Source organism: Actinospica sp. (assembly GCF_035552695.1).
In the GTDB taxonomy this organism is placed as follows: domain Bacteria; phylum Actinomycetota; class Actinomycetes; order Streptomycetales; family Catenulisporaceae; genus Actinospica.
Genome location: NZ_DASZKT010000159.1, coordinates 1 through 16,140, shown reverse-complemented (window position 1 = coordinate 16,140; position 16,140 = coordinate 1). Strand labels below are relative to the sequence as shown.

Annotated in this window: 20 protein-coding genes; 13 read left to right on the top strand and 7 right to left on the bottom strand. The window is 71.8% G+C overall.

What is annotated here, in order from left to right; translation table 11 throughout:
- Entirely contained in the window at window positions 1-1,593 is a 1,593-nt protein-coding gene (locus tag VG296_RS19215; protein WP_325567475.1) for a hypothetical protein, read from the top strand.
- On the opposite strand, the gene VG296_RS19210 is transcribed toward VG296_RS19215, so the two are convergent.
- On the bottom strand, window positions 1,581-2,267 hold the full coding sequence (locus VG296_RS19210; RefSeq protein WP_325567513.1) for a DUF6629 family protein: 687 nt from the start codon (window positions 2,265-2,267) through the stop codon (window positions 1,581-1,583). The two genes, VG296_RS19215 and VG296_RS19210, sit on opposite strands and share 13 nt — an antisense overlap.
- Before the next feature lie 61 nt (window positions 2,268-2,328).
- Here VG296_RS19210 and VG296_RS19205 point away from each other — a divergent pair, with 61 nt between their 5' ends.
- From VG296_RS19205 to VG296_RS19195, 3 genes are all read left to right on the top strand, one after another.
- Window positions 2,329-3,363: a tyrosine-type recombinase/integrase gene (locus VG296_RS19205; protein WP_325567473.1), complete on the top strand. Its 1,035-nt coding sequence runs from the start codon at window positions 2,329-2,331 to the stop codon at window positions 3,361-3,363.
- 128 nt (window positions 3,364-3,491) lie between these two features.
- Complete coding sequence (locus VG296_RS19200) at window positions 3,492-3,686, top strand: hypothetical protein (protein ID WP_325567471.1); 195 nt, start codon at window positions 3,492-3,494, stop codon at window positions 3,684-3,686.
- Between the two features lie 169 nt (window positions 3,687-3,855).
- Window positions 3,856-4,599, top strand: a complete 744-nt coding sequence (locus tag VG296_RS19195; RefSeq protein ID WP_325567469.1) for a histidine phosphatase family protein — start codon at window positions 3,856-3,858, stop codon at window positions 4,597-4,599.
- A gap of 86 nt (window positions 4,600-4,685) precedes the next feature.
- Here VG296_RS19195 and VG296_RS19190 read toward each other — a convergent pair whose 3' ends face one another.
- Window positions 4,686-5,366, bottom strand: a complete 681-nt coding sequence (locus tag VG296_RS19190; RefSeq protein ID WP_325567467.1) for a lysophospholipid acyltransferase family protein — start codon at window positions 5,364-5,366, stop codon at window positions 4,686-4,688.
- A gap of 152 nt (window positions 5,367-5,518) precedes the next feature.
- On the opposite strand from VG296_RS19190, the gene VG296_RS19185 reads away from it, so the two are divergent.
- Window positions 5,519-6,505: a class I SAM-dependent methyltransferase gene (locus VG296_RS19185; protein ID WP_325567465.1), complete on the top strand. Its 987-nt coding sequence runs from the start codon at window positions 5,519-5,521 to the stop codon at window positions 6,503-6,505.
- Between the two features lie 23 nt (window positions 6,506-6,528).
- Here the strand turns inward: VG296_RS19185 and VG296_RS19180 are convergent, their stop codons facing one another.
- The 4 genes from VG296_RS19180 to VG296_RS19165 form a co-directional block, all read right to left on the bottom strand.
- Complete coding sequence (locus VG296_RS19180; RefSeq protein ID WP_325567463.1) at window positions 6,529-6,894, bottom strand: VOC family protein; 366 nt, start codon at window positions 6,892-6,894, stop codon at window positions 6,529-6,531.
- 121 nt (window positions 6,895-7,015) lie between these two features.
- The gene (locus VG296_RS19175; protein WP_325567461.1) at window positions 7,016-7,603 is read right to left on the bottom strand and encodes a DNA-3-methyladenine glycosylase I; all 588 of its coding nucleotides are present in this window, start codon (window positions 7,601-7,603) and stop codon (window positions 7,016-7,018) included.
- A 7-nt stretch (window positions 7,604-7,610) separates the two neighbouring features.
- Window positions 7,611-8,918 (bottom strand): MFS transporter, encoded by a 1,308-nt coding sequence (locus VG296_RS19170; protein WP_325567459.1) that lies wholly within the window; start codon window positions 8,916-8,918, stop codon window positions 7,611-7,613.
- 7 nt (window positions 8,919-8,925) lie between these two features.
- Window positions 8,926-9,315, bottom strand: coding sequence for a cupin domain-containing protein (locus VG296_RS19165; protein ID WP_325567457.1), 390 nt, complete (start codon window positions 9,313-9,315; stop codon window positions 8,926-8,928).
- Between the two features lie 68 nt (window positions 9,316-9,383).
- Here VG296_RS19165 and VG296_RS19160 point away from each other — a divergent pair, with 68 nt between their 5' ends.
- Entirely contained in the window at window positions 9,384-9,917 is a 534-nt protein-coding gene (locus VG296_RS19160; RefSeq protein WP_325567455.1) for an SRPBCC domain-containing protein, read from the top strand.
- A gap of 24 nt (window positions 9,918-9,941) precedes the next feature.
- Here the strand turns inward: VG296_RS19160 and VG296_RS19155 are convergent, their stop codons facing one another.
- Window positions 9,942-11,054 (bottom strand): Xaa-Pro peptidase family protein, encoded by a 1,113-nt coding sequence (locus VG296_RS19155; RefSeq protein WP_325567453.1) that lies wholly within the window; start codon window positions 11,052-11,054, stop codon window positions 9,942-9,944.
- A 160-nt stretch (window positions 11,055-11,214) separates the two neighbouring features.
- Between VG296_RS19155 and VG296_RS19150 the strand changes: the two genes are divergently transcribed.
- The 7 genes from VG296_RS19150 to VG296_RS19120 form a co-directional block, all read left to right on the top strand.
- Window positions 11,215-12,444, top strand: coding sequence for a hypothetical protein (locus tag VG296_RS19150; RefSeq protein ID WP_349259620.1), 1,230 nt, complete (start codon window positions 11,215-11,217; stop codon window positions 12,442-12,444).
- A 46-nt stretch (window positions 12,445-12,490) separates the two neighbouring features.
- Window positions 12,491-13,150: a DUF1707 SHOCT-like domain-containing protein gene (locus VG296_RS19145; RefSeq protein WP_325567450.1), complete on the top strand. Its 660-nt coding sequence runs from the start codon at window positions 12,491-12,493 to the stop codon at window positions 13,148-13,150.
- Window positions 13,147-13,827, top strand: coding sequence for a class I SAM-dependent methyltransferase (locus VG296_RS19140; protein ID WP_325567448.1), 681 nt, complete (start codon window positions 13,147-13,149; stop codon window positions 13,825-13,827). Before VG296_RS19145 ends, VG296_RS19140 begins: the two co-directional genes overlap by 4 nt.
- 49 nt (window positions 13,828-13,876) lie before the next feature.
- Window positions 13,877-14,779, top strand: coding sequence for a M48 family metalloprotease (locus VG296_RS19135; protein WP_325567446.1), 903 nt, complete (start codon window positions 13,877-13,879; stop codon window positions 14,777-14,779).
- A gap of 99 nt (window positions 14,780-14,878) precedes the next feature.
- Window positions 14,879-15,253, top strand: a complete 375-nt coding sequence (locus VG296_RS19130) for a hypothetical protein (protein WP_325567444.1) — start codon at window positions 14,879-14,881, stop codon at window positions 15,251-15,253.
- Between the two features lie 48 nt (window positions 15,254-15,301).
- The gene (locus VG296_RS19125; RefSeq protein WP_325567442.1) at window positions 15,302-15,580 is read left to right on the top strand and encodes a hypothetical protein; all 279 of its coding nucleotides are present in this window, start codon (window positions 15,302-15,304) and stop codon (window positions 15,578-15,580) included.
- A gap of 45 nt (window positions 15,581-15,625) precedes the next feature.
- A partial coding sequence (locus VG296_RS19120; RefSeq protein ID WP_325567441.1) for an MBL fold metallo-hydrolase occupies window positions 15,626-16,140 on the top strand: 515 nt, incomplete at its 3' end.

Here is a 16,140-nt window from a genome sequence, read left to right as displayed (position 1 = left end):
GTGACCACCGGACTGCGTACCTGGTTCGACAAGGCCGGGCCCCTCGCCCAGTCACTCACGATCCTCGCCGCCGTCATCGCAGTACTCGCCGTCGGCCTGCTGCTGTGGCGCGGATCGCGGGCCGCGCTGCGCGGAAAGAAGGCCGCCGACACCCTCACCGTCGTCGCCGCGGCCATGGCCTCCTCCGTCGCCGCGACCGGCATGTGGCACTTCTTCAGCCGCACCATGCACCTGCCGACCTGGATCCAGGCCGTCCTGTTCGCGTTCATGGAGATCAGCGTCCTGGCCTCCGCGCTGCGCGCCCGCGCCAACGTCGCCCGCGACGGCAACGCCGGCGCCGACGGACTCGCCGTCTGGGTACTGACCTGCGCATCAGGGCTCATGTCCGCGTCCGAGGCCTCCTCCATACAGGAAGCCCTCGTCCGGCTCGGCGCCCCGCTCGTCGCCGCCTGGCTCTGGGAACGCAGCATGGTCCCGGAACGCCGCGCCCAGAAGGTCAAACAGGGCACCGCCGAGTCCGCGGTCCGCTGGCTGTTCTCCGTCAAGCGCATCGCCATCCGCCTCGGCCTGGCCACCGCCCTCGGCGCCGACCTGGAGACCGAGGACGCCAACCGCCGCATCGACCGCTTCGTCCGCGCCGACAACAAGTCCCAGCGCGCCGGCTGGCTCACCCGCCGCCACGCCGGCCGCCGCCGCGACCGCGCACACGCCAGGCTCATGGAACAGGCCCGCATGCAGGCCGACCCGCGCGCCCTCTACAGCCACCTCGGCCGCCAGGCCATCCTCGACGTCCTCGCCCGCCTCGGCGGCGACGACGCCGTCATCGACCGCGAGCGCGCCCGCCAGATGCAGCACATCCTCGCCGACGCCACCGGGGACGGCGCAGGCGCTGGAGACGGCGCTCCCGCGGCCGCACCGGCACCGGCGGCCAGGACGGCGGGTAGGACGGGCAGCCACGCCGCCCGCCGGGCCCCGGCGGCCGCCCCGTCCGCGCCGAACGCCGACCCGCAGCCCGAGCCCGCGCGGCCGACGACGACCACGACGGCGCCTATACCCGAACCGCAGCCGGAGTTCGCCCCCCGTCAGGACGAGCTCCCGCTGCACCTGCCCCCGCAGCCCGTGCACGTCCTCGACGCCGCCAACGGCGCCGCCGCGTACCACATCCCCGCGGCCCGCCAGCCCGCGCCGACCAACGGCAACTCGGCCAACGGACACGCGATCACCTTCGTCGCCCCGCCGCTCCCCGAGCCGGAACCCGAGCCCGAGCCGACGTACAGTACGTACGCCTACGAGCCCGAGCCGGAATACGAACCCGAACCCCCCGCGCCCGTCCAGCAGCCCGCACCCGCGCCGCCGCCGATCCGCGTCCAGGACGAACAGCTCGTCAACCGCATCAACCGGGCGATGACCGCCTCGGCCTCCGCGCGCATCCAGCCGAACCTCATCAAGCTCGCCCGCGAACTCGGCATAAGCCCGGCCCTGATGAACGACACCATCGAGGCCATGGGCGGATTCAACGCAATGTGGACCCGCGCCCAGCAGGACCAGGCCGCCGAGAACGCCGGCCCCGACCTCGAGTACTACCCGGCGTGAGCATCGGCGGGCCGGCGGCCCGCCAACCCCGACGAACCCTCGGCATCCGGCCTACGCACCCACACCAGCAGAATCACACTGAGCACCGCGGCGTACGCGCACCACGTCGAGGCGAACTCCACCCGCCACGCCACCGTGCACCCCACGGCACCGACGAACGCGGCGATCCCGAAGCAGCGGATGAACCGGTCCGGACTCGACAACGGCGCGCCGAGCGTCGCCACCAGGTAGCCCGCGATCAGCAGCCCGCTCGCATTGATACCGAGCCCGTAGTCCAGCACATGGCCGTGCGCCGTCGCCGTCACCCCGTGCGCGGCCACATCCCAACCCAGCGACACCGAGACCGCCGCCCCGACCGCCAGAAGCGCCGCCAGCCGCCACCGAGCCCGCACCCGCGGCCACGCCGACACCAGCACCCCGAGCGGCACCAGCGTAGGCAACACCACGAACGCGATCACCGCCCACGCCGTCACCGCCGCGCGCCCCACACCCGCCGACACCCGGCCCTGCGTATCAAGCCACACCACCGACTCCACCAACTGATGCGCCCCCAGGACCAGCGGCAACACACCCAACACCCGATCCCGGCCACGCCGCGCACCCACCAGCGTCACCACCCCCAGAGCCCCGATCACGCCACCCGCAACCGCATCCGCCGAAGGACTCCAACACATAACAGCCCCCAACCCCTCGAAACCGCCGATCAGCACTACGATTCAGCACTACGATGCGCCCGTGACGGATCTTCAGCCAACCAAAGCCACCGTACCCGCACCGTACGACCCGGTCGCAACCGACCGGCTCGCCGAAGCGACCACGGCCTGGCTCGCCGCGAAGAAACCGACCACCCGCGACGCCTACCGCCGCGACCTGCAATCCTGGGCCGCCTTCTGCGACCGGCGCGGACAACACCCGCTGCTCGCCCGCAAACCCGACGCCGACCTGTTCGGCGCCTGGCTCCAGGATCCCGCCGGACCCCGCCTCAGCGCCACCTCGGCCGCCCGCCGAATGGCCGCGGTCTCCTCCTGGTACCGCTACCTCGTCGCCTGCGACCTGCACGAACGCAACCCCTTCAGCGCCGCCGAACGCCCCCGCGTCGACCGCGACTACAGCGCCACCGCCTTCCTCGACGAACCCTCCGCCAAACGCCTCATCCGCGCCGCCGAGAACCACCGCGGCGTCACCGGCCTGCGCGACGCCGCGATGATCCGCCTCATGCTGCAACTCGGCATCCGCGTCACCGAGGTCTGCGCCCTGACCACCGACTCGCTCGGCACCACCGGCGGCCAACGCACCGTCACCATCCACGGCAAGGGCGGCAAACGCGTCGTACGCGCCCTACCGCCCTCCGCCGGCGAAGCCCTCGACCGCTACCTCGCCGCCAGAGACGCCGCGCGGCACACGCCGACCGAGACGGCCACCGTGCACACGACGGTGCCGGCGCAGCCGACGCCGGAGCTGACAGAGATCCCCGCGCCAGGCCCGCGGCCGTTGTTCACCACCGACTCCGGCCGCCCCGTCGACCGCACCCACCTGTTCAAGCTCGTACGCCGACTCGCCCGCGAAGCCGACCTGCCGCACCCCGACTCGATCACCCCGCACTCGCTCCGACACACCTTCGCCACCCTCGCCACCGAACGCGGCGCAGACCTCGACGACCTCCAGGACGCGATGGGCCACGCCGACCCCCGCACCACCCGCCGCTACCAGCGCTCCGCCCGGCGCCTCGACCGCGACCCCGCCCACCTCGTCGCCGCCGCCCTCGGCTGAGCCCGCGCACCCGCGCCACCCGTACGCCACGGTCTGCCATAAGCCGAATGGGCGACTGTGATCATGCACACAGCGACAAAAGGGGGGAATCTAAGAACAAATACTCCCGCACGGGAAGAAGCACGACGTTGACCCTCTCCCTCCCGGTAGTCCTGCTCTTCGGAGTCCTGATGATCCTGCTCGTCCGCAAGGGCGGCATGAAGATCTCACACGCCATCATCGCCGCGTTCTTCGGCTTCTACCTGGCCTCCACCACCCTCGCCACCCAGATCAACTCCCTAGACTCCACCATCGCCCACCTCGTAGACTCCGTGCACCCGTAGCTGCACATGCATCCGGGGCGCGCCGGGCGGCCGAAAGGGCGCCCCCCTGCGCGCCACCACGCCGCTCCGCAGCTGCAAAACCGCCGGTAAAGTAGAAGTCTGCGACAGATCCGACACTCGAGGACACTGCCGAACAAAAGGCGCCGACACCGTCGAGAAGGGGACGAGCGTGCCGACCATCCCCGAAGCAACCCTCCCCACGGCCCTCACCGCCGTACGCCACGGCCAGTCCACCGCCAACGCCGCCTTCGCCGAGGCCAACGCCACCGGCGCGCTCACCGTGCCCATCACCGAACGCGACGCCGACCTCCCGCTCACCGACCTCGGCCGCGCCCAAGCCGCCGACCTCGGCCGACGCCTCGCCGCGCAACCCCCGCAATACGTCTACTGCTCCCCGTACCTGCGCGCCCGCGACACCCTCGGCATCGCCCTCGCCGCCGCCCACGAACACGGCGCCCCGCACCCCTCCCGGATCCCCGTCCACTACGACGAACGCCTCAGGGACCGGGAGACCGGCGCCTGGGAAATGCTCACCGAAGCCGCCCTGCGCCGCAAATACCCCGAGGACATCGCCCGCCGCGAACACGTCGGCCACTACTACTTCCGGCCCCCCTGCGGCGAGAACTTCCCTGACGTCCAACAGCGCATCCGCGCCGTCCTCGGCCAGACCCTGCCCGCCGCCGCCGGACGCCACCTGCTCATCGTCGCGCACGACGCCGTCGTCCTGATGCTCCGGATGATCCTCGACCCCCTCGACGAAGCCGCGTTCCTCGACCTCTGGACCCGGCACGGCGCCGTCACCAACTGCGCCGTCACCCGCTGGGACCTCGACCCCGCCGCCGCGCCCCCCAGGCTCCGGCTCACCCAGGCCAACGACGCCACCCACCTCACCCCCGACCGGCACACGTCCTGAGACAACAGGATCAGGGGCCGCGAACGACACAGGATGTCGTCCGCGGCCCCTCGTGCTTCTGCCGTGCGAGGCTCGCTCCGGGCCGCTTACGCCTCCGCGGGACGCTCGTTGTAGACCCCCGTGTAGTCCTGCCCCGACAGCTTCCCGATCTCCACGAGAACCGCGTCGGCCACCGCACGGCGCGCCCGCGAGTTCTCCGCCACCGCCTCGCCCGGGAAACCCACCTCCGACGCCACGAGCGGCTCCCCGAACCGCACCACGATCTTCCGCAGCCGCGGCACCTTCGCCCCCACCGGAAGCACCACGTTCGTCCCGATCACACCCACCGGCACGATCGGCGCCTTCGACTTCAGCGCCAACCAGCCCACCCCGACCCGCGCCCGGTACAGCCGCCCGTCCCGCGACCGCGTCCCCTCCGGATAGATCCCGAACGCCACCCCCGAGGACAGCACGTCATACGCCGTGTCCAGCGACGCCTGCGCCGCCTTGAGATCCCCCCGCCGCACCGGCACCGCCCCGATCCCGGTGAAGAACCCCTTCATGAACCGCCCCTTGAGCCCCGGCGTCGTCCAGTACTCCTCCTTCGCCAGGAACGCCACCCGCCGCGGGCAGATCATCGGGATCAGAATCGAGTCGATGAACGACAGATGGTTCGACGCCACGATCACCGGACCGGACTTCGGCAGGTTCTCCAGTCCCTCCACCTGCGGCCGCCAGATCGCCAGGGTCAACCGCGTCACCAGGACCTTCAGCACCGCGTAGAACACGCTTCGCCTCTCCTCAACGTACCGAACCAGCCCGCCGCCCCTTCGCGGACGCGACGGTAAGGAAGAATACGGGGTCCGCTCGATCGAGTGGCAACCAGGCGACACGATCCGGACAGGGCCCACCTCACCCCGTAGCCTGCTGCACTACCCCCATGCGACCCACCGCCCACACTCCCCGCGATGGTGCCGACCCGCACATCGCCCCGGGCAGCACCGACGCCCTGCAGAACACCCCTTGCCGATGCACCGACCCGCGCCCCACGGCCTCCGACTCCGGCTCCGCCGCCATGCCACCCACGTCCTGCCACTGCACCGATCCGCGCTCCGCGGCCTGCAGCACTCACGCCCCGCCACCTACGCGCTCCGACCGCGCCGACGCGCTGCACCCCGCAGCCTCCAACACTGACGCGCTGCCACCCACCCGCTGGACCGACCCGCGGATCGCCGCGGCCTACGCCACCCGACGCGACGGCCTCGACCGCACCACCGCGTGGCCCCGGCTGACCGAGCTGCTCACCAACCCCCGCCCGCGCCGCGGACTCGGCCGACCCGACGCCACCATCCTGGAACTCGGCAGCGGCCCCGGCCACTACGCCCACCACCTCGCCGAACACCATTGGACCGCCACCTACGCCCTCGACATCTCTCCCGCGATCCACCGCCACGGCGAGCAAAACATCCGCGACGCCTGGATCCGCCGCATCCTCCCCGCTCGCGACGGTAGTCTCCCGCTGCGCGGCTGCCAATGCACCGGAGCCCTCGCGCATCTGCTGTTCTGCCACATCCGGCACCCCGCCGACATCCTCGCCCTGCTCACCGAGGCCCGCCGCGTGCTGCGCCCGCACGCACCGCTGGCGCTCGTCGAACCCGGCGAGCACGGCCGCGACTTCCAGACCCTCCGCTACGGCCACCCAGACCGCGCGGACGCGCAGCTGGAGCCCGGCGAGCCCTATCCCGTCGACTACACCCTCACCGACGACACCCGCCTGCGCACCACCGCGTACCACCACCCGCCGGCCCTGCTCGCCGACCTCATCGAACGCGCCGGCTTCGGCCTCGACCCGACTTCCCCCGAACCCCTGCACGCCCCCGCCCACGGAGCGGCCCCCTTCCTGCTCTGGACCGCCCGAGCCCGCTGAAACACGTCCGACGTGTCGACCCGCTACGGCTGCGGACGGGGCGTCAGCACACAGAACTCGTTGCCCTCCGGATCGGCCAGCACGACCCAGCGCGCACCCTTCTGCCCGACGTCCACCCGGCGGGCGCCGAGGGCCTCGAGCCGCGCCACCTCAGCGTCCTGATCGTCGGGGTTCAGGTCGATGTGCAGCCGGTTCTTCACCGCCTTGCCCTCGGGCACCGGCACGAAGCACAGCCCGGGCAACTTCGGATCCTCCTCCGTGCCCCCGGCGATGGCGACCTCGTCCGGCGCTTCGAAGACCACCGAGTAACCCAGCGCCTCCGCCCACCAGTACGCCTGTGCCTTCGGGTCCGCGCAATCCACCACGACGCTCCACCAATGACTGGCCACCGACCAGCACCTCCCGTTCATCGATCCGGACGACCCGCGCCCCGTGTTGAGTCGTAGGCCTTTGTTGTTTGAAACGTATGGGTTAGAGCTTGATCATCGACCATTGAGACCGCTCTATGTTTTAGGGCCTGTTATCTTTGTTTCTGGCATGGCACGCGACGAGATGGTCGTTGACCAAACCGCATGCCTGCATCAGCGCGTACGCCGTCGTCGGGCCCACGAACACGAACCCCGCCTTCTTCAGCCCCTTCGCCAGTGCGGCGGACTCGGGGATGGTGGCCGGGATCTCCTTCGTGCTGCGCGGGCGCGGCTGCTTGGCCGGGGCGTACGACCAGATCAGCTCCGTGAGGCCGCCGTCCAGCTCGCGCGCGGCCTTCGCGTTGGCCACCGCGGCGTGCACCTTCGCGCGGTTGCGCACGACGCCCTCGTCCGCCAGCAGCCGGGCCACGTCCGCGTCGCCGAACTCGGCCACCTTCGCGATCTCGAAGCCCGCGAAGGCCGCGCGGAAGTTCTCCCGCTTGCGCAGGATCGTGATCCAGGCCAGGCCGGACTGGAACGCCTCGAGGCAGACGCGTTCGAAGAGCTCGTTCTCGCCGCGCAGCGGCCTGCCCCACTCCGTGTCGTGGTACTCGAGGTAGAGCGGATCGGAGCCCGCCCAGGGGCAGCGGGCCAGGCCGTCCGCCCCGATCGTCACGCCGTGATCGTCCATTCCGGCATCATGACACCGGGTTCCGACAATCCACGCCACGGTCGACGTCGACCCCGCGCAGACCGCGGCGCAGCAGAACCGCGAGCACGAACGCGGCGACCGCTCCCCCGGTGCTCAGCAGATACGCGTGCTGGGCGCCGACGTCGTCGATCAACGGGCCGCCGACCGACGAGCCCAGGGTCACGCCGAGGGCCAGGCCGGTCGTGCCCACGGTCAGTCCCTCGGTCAGCAGCTCCGCCGGGACGAGGTCCTCGAGCAGCGCGAACGCGGTGATCAGCGTCGGGGCGATCGTGAACCCGGCGAGAAGCAGGAAGACCGGGAGAAGCCAGAGCGTGTCGGCAAGCGGCAGCAGGGCGGCGGTGACGGCCATCGTCGAGAGCAGAATCAGCAGCTTGCGCGGCAGCGGCATCGGCACGTGGATCGCGCCGAAGCCGATGCCCGCGATCATCGAGCCCAGCGCGTAGACCGCCAGCAGCAGCCCGGCGGACGACTCGTGGCCGTGCTCCTGCGCGAACGCGACGGTGATCACCTCGACCGATCCGAACAGCGTGCCGGTGCCGATGAACACCAGCAGCAGCACCCTGACGACCGGCACCGCGATCGCGCCGAAGCCCTGCCGCCCCCGATCCGGCGCCGGATCGGGCTGCGTGCCGCGCTGCAGGCACAGCGCCAGGGTTCCGAGGGCCAGGAAGGCGGCGACGGCGCTCAGGCCGCTGGACGGCGCCACGGAGGTCGTCAGGAACGTGACGAGCACCGGCCCGATCAGGAACACGACCTCGTCGACCACTGATTCGAACGCGTAGGCCGTGTGCAGCGTGGCCGTGCCCGCGTAGATCCGCGCCCAGCGGGCCCGCACCATCGAGCCGATGGCGGGCATCAGCGCACCCGCCAGCGCCGCGAACAGGTAGAACGTCCAGCTCGGGGCGTGGAAGCGCACCGCGAGGATCAGCCCGACCAGGGACGCGGCGCTGGCGGCGGCCGCCGGGATCGCGACCTTGTCCTGGCCGTGCCGGTCGATCAGCCGGGAGGTGATCGGCGAGCCGAAGGACTGCACGAACGCGGCCGTCGCCGAGACCGTGCCGGCGATCGCGTAGCTGCCGGTCTCGCGCTCGATGAGCAGCACGCTGCCGATGCCGATCATGGACAGCGGCATGCGGGCGACGAAGGCCGCGCCCGAGAAGCCCTTCGCGCCGGGCGTGCGCAGCAGCCGCAGGTAGCTGCCCAGGCCGCCGTGCGCGCGCTGAACGCTCTCGTCCGGCTTCTCTTCAGTCGGCCCGGTCGGCTCCTCAGCAGGCTCAATCGGCTCAGTGGTCACGGGAGGATTATTCGCCCTCGGGGATGTACGAGAGCTGGTAGACCTTGCGCAGCGTCTCGTGCACCGTCCAGCGGGTCACGGCGCCCTCCGGGACCACGGCCATGTCCCCCGGGCCCACCTCGAGGGTCGGCCCGTCCTGGATCTGGATCGTGGCGCGGCCGCTGAGCACGACGAACATCTCGTCCGCCTCGACGTCCGTGACCACTCCCGGGGTGATCTCCCAGATGCCGCGCTCGACCGTGCGCCCGCCCGGCCCCGCCGCCGGCTGCTCGTGCAGCACGAGGCCGGCCGTGCGCGGGTCGCCGGAGACGATCGTCGCCGGGTCGAGCTCGTCCGGGCTGAGCACGGCGTCGGCCACGGCGCGGGAGAACGGCGGCGGCTCGTACGTGAAGTCCATGGAGCTGATCTTGCCCGAATGGCCCACCACCGCGCACCTGGCACGGTGTAAGGGGTGAAAGTGGTGCCATGGACGTGGTGCGGCACGGGGTCTTGAACCTTTTCGGCGAGCAGTGGACGGTTCGCTTTCGGCGCGAGCTCGGCCACGCGCCGGACCGCGTGTGGGCCGCGCTGACGGATGCCGGTGAGCTCGAGCCCTGGTTCCCCACCGGCATCGTGGGCGGCTGGTCGGTCGGCGCCGCGCTGGAGTTCCCGTTCGCGGACGGGGTCTTCCCGGCGATGCACGGGACGGTGCTGCAGTCCCGCGCGCCGCGCGTGCTTGAGTACACGTGGGGCCCGGACACGCTGCTCTACCGGTTGGAGGCGGGCGGTCCGGGCACGCGAATGGACTTCGCGGTCACACTCGAGGAGCCGGGCAAGGCGGCCAGGGACGGCGCGGGCTGGCACGAGGCGCTCGACCTGATGGAGACCTGCCTGGACGGGGACGAGCGGTGGCCGCTCGGGCAGCGCTGGGCGGAGCTGGTCCCGATGTACGAGGCCGCCTTCGGGCCCGAGGCCTCGACGATCGGGCCGCCCGAGCAGTGGCGTACGCCGCAGGCCTGACGGGCCGTCGGTCCGTGTGGGCGCTCAGCGCAGGATCTGCAGCTCGCGGCTGGTGCGGTTGAGCCGGTCGCCGGCGGTCTCGGTGCACACGCAGATGTCCTCGATCCGCGCGCCGTGCCGGTCGGGAAGGTAGATGCCCGGCTCGACGGAGAACGCCATTCCGGGTTCGAGCGGCCGGTTCGACCCGCCGACGATGTACGGCTCCTCGTGGGTCTCGAGGCCGATGCCGTGGCCGGTGCGGTGCACGAAGTACTTGCCGTATCCGGCCTCGGTGATCAGGTCGCGGCCGACCGCGTCGAGCTGCTCGGCGGTGATGCCGGGGCGCACGGCGTCGGTCTGCGCGCTCTGGGCGGCGAGCAGCACGGCGTGGTACTCGGCGTATTCGGCGGGCGGTTCGCCGAGGACGTAGTTGCGGGTCGAGTCGGAGCAGTAGCCGTCGGGCATGGTGCCGCCGATGTCGACGACGACCGGCTCGCCGCGCTCGATGACCCGCTCGGAGACCTCGGCGTGCGGGCTGGCGCCGTTCGGGCCGGAGGCGACGATGACGAAGTCGACCCGCTCGTGGCCCTCGGCGAGCAGCGCGTCGGCGATGTCCTGGCCGACCTGACGCTCCGTCCGCCCGGCGCGCAGCCATTCACCCATTCGGGCGTGCACGCGGTCGATCGCGTCCCCCGCGCGGCGCAGCGCCTCGACCTCGGCCGGGGTCTTGCGCATCCGCAGGTCGCTCAGCACCGGCCCGGCGAGCTCCTGGCGAACGCCCGGCATCGCGTCGCGGAAGCCGACGAGCTTCTCCGCCCACATGTGGTTGTCCACTCCGACGACGCCGACGCCCCGCGGCAGCCGCGCGGCCGCGAACGTGTACGCGTTCTGCGTCTCCTGCCACCCGGCGATCTCGATGCCGAGCCGGCCGGCCGGGGACGCGTGCGCCGCCGGGACCTCGAGTTGCGGGGCGATCAGCACCGGGTCGCCGTCCACCGGGAGCAGCAGGCAGGTCAGCCGCTCCAGCGGCAGCGCCTGATATCCGGTGAGATAGCGCAGGTCGGCGCCGGGCGTGACGATCAGGGCGTCGAGACCGGCGGCGGCCGCGGCGGTACGGGCCCGGTCGAGCCGGTCGGTGGAGAACAGGGCGTCGGTCACCTCCTCAGGGTATGGCCACCCGCCGACTGCCGGCGACCGGTACGCTGCGGCCGTGGATCACAGTGCTGCGGGACACTCCCCCACTCCGACTCAAGAGCCTGTCGCGACGATCGAGCCGAAGCAGGGGCCGTCGCGCCGTCAGCAGATCGCGACCGCGGGCATGATCGGCGCGATCGCCGGGGCGACGCTCGGCAGCGGCGGCGGGCTGCGCGGCGTCGCGAGGGGCGCGGCCCTCGGGGCCGTCGGCCTCGGCGCGGTCGAGGCGGTGGCGAGGGCACGGCAGAAGCCCGGCCAGATCCCGGCGCGCTGGGCGCGGATCGCGGCCGGCGGCGCGCTGGCGGCCCCGGCCGGCTGGATCGGCGGGAAGCTGACCGGTTCCGGGCCGGTGGCGGTGGGCGCGGCGGCCGGCGGGGTCGCGGGCGGGGTCGGGCTGCGGCCGCAGAAGGTGGCGCTCGGACCGGTGTTCGGCGCGGCGGTCGGCGCCGGATTCGCCGCGTACGACCGCAAGGCCAATCCGGCGCTGGTGGCCGCGGCGACGGTCGCCGGTTTCCGGGTCGCCTCGGCCGTGATCTTCCCGGACGAGCAGATCAGCATGCTGGCCGAGCGCGTCTCCCCCGAGCAGCTGCCATTCGTATTACCGCTGGCCGCCCATTCGCGGTACATCGGCATGGGCTACGTCGAGGAACTGGCGGAGCGTCTGGACCGCGAGTACGTGCGCGACACCCAGGACGTCGGCATCATCGGCTCGCTGGACGAGCTCGAGGGCCCGCAGTTCGAACCGTCGCTCGTACACCCGCTGGTGCGGGAGTTCTACGAGCACACCACGCGCTTCAAGTTCGACATCGTGCCCGCGTGGCGGGCGTGGGTCCGGCCCGGCTACCTCGTCTACCGCACGCTGCTCGCCCGGCCGCTCGGGCAGGCGAACGTGCCGATGAACCAGCGCGAGGCGCTGCGCGGCGTGCACAGCCGGATCGACACGATCCTGCCCGGCAAGGACGGCGCGCCGCTGCTGCGCGGCTGGCTGCGCTCCTTCGCCGACGACGAGGAGCCGATCTACGTGGGCGTGTACACCACGTACCGGCACGAGGAGCGCGGCTACGTGCGCGTGGGGTTCCCGCTGCCGGAGATGAACTTCACCGCGACGCTGATCCCCGTGCACCGCAACGACGGCGGGCTCACCCTGACCAGCACGAGCTCGGTGTCCGACCAGCCGGGCCACTACCTGACGTACATCGACCGGGAGAACGGCGAGCTGACCTCCGCCGCCGTGCACGGGTTCGCCGAACAGCTGGAGGTGTACGTGCGCGACGGCGAGTTGGTCGCGGAGCACGCGTTCCGGGTGTTCGGTCTGCCGTTCCTGGTCCTGCGCTATCGGATCGCCAGGAAATAGACGCGACATATCGCGTTTTCTGGGAAACGGGGATACACTCCGCTTCATGCCTGCAGAACTGCCCGCACGCGGCGTGGAAGACCTCGAGCAGCGCGCCGCCGACCGCGACCGGGACGAGGTCGCCGTGATCCTGGGGGAAGCGCTCGCCACCGGCCGGCTCACCAGCGAGGAGCACGCCGAGCGCCTGGAGGCCGTGTACGCGGCCCGCACGTACGGGGACCTGGAGCCGATCACCCGCGACCTGCCGCGGGAACGCACACTCGGCGCCGTGCTGCCGGAGTCGACGGTGCGTCAGGAGGTGTCCGCGACGCTGAGCAAGGTGCACCGCGGCGGACGCTGGGTGCCCGGCCGGCACACCGAACTGCGCGCGAACCTCGGCGCGCTCATCGTGGACTTGTCCGAGGCCGTGCTGCCCGGCCGGGAGATCACCGTCAACGTCAACGCGCTGTTCGGCAAGATCGTGCTGCGCGTCCCGCGGAACGCCCGGATCGTCGACGAGGGCGGCGCGATGTTCGGCAAGTGGGCGGCGCACCTCCGCGGCCGGTCCCGGGCCGGGGACGAGGCGGCGATCGACGCCGATGAGGGCCCGCTGATCCGGATCACCGGCCGCGCCTGCTTCGGCAAGGTCACGATCGTGCGCGCCGGCTCGGGCACGAACGTCCTCGGCCAACTGTTCGAGACGCTGTGGGGGCCCGGCAGCCGATGACCGGCGCGGACTTGGACACGGCGGACACGGACACGGCGGACGCGGTCGCCGGCACCCAGCGCGCGTACGCCCGGATCGCCGGTCGGTACGCCGAGCGCTGGGACCGCGCGGAGAACACCTGGATCGCCGCGCCCGCGGCCCGATTCGCGGCCGCGCTTCCGGCCGGAGCCTTGGTCGCGGACGTCGGCTGCGGCCCGGGCAACGACACGGTGCGGCTGCGCGGACTGGGGTTGCGCGCGCACGGCTTCGACCTGTCGCACGCGATGCTCACCGCCCGCGCCGTACCCGGCCAGGTCCGCGCCGACCTGCGCGTTCTCCCGCTACGCGACGGCGCGCTTGACGGGCTGTGGTGCATCGCCGTGCTGCTGCACCTGCCGCGCGAGACCGTCCCGGCCGCGCTCGCCGAGTTCCACCGCGTGCTCAAGCCCGGCGGTCACGCGGTGATCTCGATCGCCGAGGGGGACGGCGAGGGCTGGGAACGCTACCCGCACCAGGACTTCGAAGGCGCCGAGGACGTCGAAGGCGGCGCGGTCGAGCGCTACTTCGTCTACCACTCGCGACAGGCGTTCACCGAGCTGCTGGAGGCCGCGGGCTTCGAGATCCTGTGGACTTTCTGTGCAAGTACCCACCGGAACTGGATGTCCCTACACCTGCGCCGCTACTCGGGAGTACATTGAGGATAAGGCGGGCGTAACGCGCGCACTCCTCGTCTCGGGAGGAACGGACATGGCCCAGTCCAGGTTCCGGACGGACCGTCAGCTGTCGGCCCGCATGGTCACGGTCATGGGGACGCTCGTCCTCGCGTATGCCGCCGCCATGGCCATACTCATCCTCGTACTCGGCCGATGGTGGCCGGTCGGTGTCGCGGCCGTCATCGCGTTCCTGGCCTTCCAATTGCTGGCCAGCGACAAGGTCGCGCTCAAGGCCGTCGGCGCGCACGAAGTGACCCCCGAGCAGGAGCCGGAACTGCACGCGGTGGTCGACCGGCTGTGCGCACTGGCCGACATGCCGAAGCCGACGATCGCGGTCTCCGAGTCCCTGGTGCCCAACGCGTTCGCGGCCGGGCGCAAGCGCAGCGGCATCGTGCTGTGCGTCACGCGCGGAATGCTGAGGAAGCTCGACGAGCAGGAGCTCGAGGGCGTCATGGCGCACGAGCTCTCGCACATCGCGCACGGCGACGCGGTCGTGATGACCGTCGCCTCGTTCATCGGGGTGCTCGCCGGACTCACCGCACGGGTCGGGGCGCAGTTGATGTTCTACGGCGGGCGGATGCGCGGGCTGTGGCAGGTCCTGGTCATCGCGCTCGCGGTGACGGCGCTGTCCGCGGCCACCTGGATGATCTCGTTGCTGCTGATCCGCACGCTGTCGCGCTACCGCGAGTTCGCCGCGGACCACGCCGCGGCCGAGCTGACCGGCAACCCGGCGGCGCTCTCCTCCGCGCTGCAGAAGGTCTCCGATCACAGGAGCCTGATCCCCAGCAGGGACCTGCGCCGGGCCACGACCGTCAACGCCGTCGCCTTCTGCCCGGTCACCACGAACAAGCAGGCCGGCTCGCAACTGCTGTCCACGCACCCGACCGTGCAGGCGCGCATCGAGCGGCTCGAGCGCATCGCGCAGCACCTCGGCTGAGAGTACCGGTCGGCTGAGAAAACAGGCCGCTGACGGAGAATGTGCTGAGATGAGCCTGAGATTCCGCAGTCCGCGTGCGGGCCTGGGTTAGCCTGAGGTATGGACGAGAACAAGGCGTTGAGAGTGGTGGACGCGCTGCGTGAGCAGGGCGTCAACGCCCACCTCGCTCGGGAGGGCGTGTACCAGATCGGTGTGCGGGTCGTGCTCGGCGACGGCCGCGAGGCCGTCTGGGACACCGACGACACCCCCGGGCTCGAGGCCCAGGTCATGCGGGACGGAATGCTGGTCGGCTTCGTGCCGCAGATCCCCGGCTCGGAGACCTTCGACGTACCGCAGGTCGTCGACGCCATCGCGCGCACCGACTACGACCAGCCGATCGCGACCCGCAGCGCCGCCGCGCCCGTGCCCGCCGCCCCGCTGACCCGCGAGGGCGGCGTCTTCCGCCGCTTCCTCGGCGGATTCCGGGAAAGGTGATCCAACCCAGGCTTCCGAGGCAGCGCAGGAGAGGAGGCGGGGAGCCCCATGGTCGTGGCCTTCTCCGTCGAACCCGCCCGGTTGATGGTGGCCGCCCTGATCACCGGGTGGGGGCTGCTCGCGATCGGGATGGGCTCGATCATCTGGACGAACTTCGGCGGCGTCGCCGACTTCGGCGCCCGGCTGGCCCGGGCGGTGCGCGGCCTCGAGGCCACCCACCGGCGCAACACGGTGCGCGCCTACCGCAGGCACGGCGGCTTCTGGATGGCCCTCGGCGCCGGCGCGGTGCTCTGCGGCATGCTCGCGTTCCTCTGGGCCGTGAGCTGAGGAAATCCGCGGGCCGCCGGCGGATCGCCCGGCTACGATGAGCGGATGCGGGAGCTGATCATCCTCGGCACGGCCTCGCAGGTGCCGACGCGCACGCGCAACCACAACGGCTACTTCCTGCGCTGGGACGAGGACGCGTTCCTCTTCGACCCGGGCGAGGGGACGCAGCGGCAGATGACCCTGGCCGGGGTCTCGGCGACGGACCTTACCCGGCTGTGCGTGACCCACTTCCACGGGGACCACTGCTTCGGGCTGCCTGGCGTCTTCTCCCGCCTGGCCCTGGACCAGGTCACGCACCCGGTGCACTGCCACTTCCCCGCCTCCGGCGCCCCGCTGTTCGACCGGCTGTGCTGGATGTGGCCCGAATACCGCCGCCAGATCCTGCGCGAGGAGCCCGCGTACGGCGAACGCACGGTGCTCGCCTCGGCGGCGACCTCGCCGTTCGGCCGCCTCGAGGCCGTGCGCCTCTCGCACGGCGTCGACTCGTACGGCTATCGGATCACCGAGCCCGACGGCCGCCGCATGCTGCCGCAGAAGCTGGCCGAGGCGGGCGTGCGCGG

What these genes read in the sequence shown, in the direction of transcription:
- VG296_RS19210 (WP_325567513.1), bottom strand. Translation starts at nt 2,267, where the DNA reads ATGTGTTGGAGTCCTTCGGCGGATGCGGTTGCGGGTGGCGTGATCGGG.
- VG296_RS19160 (WP_325567455.1), top strand. Translation starts at nt 9,384, where the DNA reads ATGGACGTGGTGCGGCACGGGGTCTTGAACCTTTTCGGCGAGCAGTGG.
- VG296_RS19135 (WP_325567446.1), top strand. Translation starts at nt 13,877, where the DNA reads ATGGCCCAGTCCAGGTTCCGGACGGACCGTCAGCTGTCGGCCCGCATG.
- VG296_RS19175 (WP_325567461.1), bottom strand. Translation starts at nt 7,603, where the DNA reads ATGGACGATCACGGCGTGACGATCGGGGCGGACGGCCTGGCCCGCTGC.
- VG296_RS19125 (WP_325567442.1), top strand. Translation starts at nt 15,302, where the DNA reads ATGGTCGTGGCCTTCTCCGTCGAACCCGCCCGGTTGATGGTGGCCGCC.
- VG296_RS19145 (WP_325567450.1), top strand. Translation starts at nt 12,491, where the DNA reads ATGCCTGCAGAACTGCCCGCACGCGGCGTGGAAGACCTCGAGCAGCGC.
- VG296_RS19140 (WP_325567448.1), top strand. Translation starts at nt 13,147, where the DNA reads ATGACCGGCGCGGACTTGGACACGGCGGACACGGACACGGCGGACGCG.
- VG296_RS19150 (WP_349259620.1), top strand. Translation starts at nt 11,215, where the DNA reads ATGATCGGCGCGATCGCCGGGGCGACGCTCGGCAGCGGCGGCGGGCTG.
- VG296_RS19130 (WP_325567444.1), top strand. Translation starts at nt 14,879, where the DNA reads ATGGACGAGAACAAGGCGTTGAGAGTGGTGGACGCGCTGCGTGAGCAG.
- VG296_RS19185 (WP_325567465.1), top strand. Translation starts at nt 5,519, where the DNA reads ATGCGACCCACCGCCCACACTCCCCGCGATGGTGCCGACCCGCACATC.
- VG296_RS19165 (WP_325567457.1), bottom strand. Translation starts at nt 9,315, where the DNA reads ATGGACTTCACGTACGAGCCGCCGCCGTTCTCCCGCGCCGTGGCCGAC.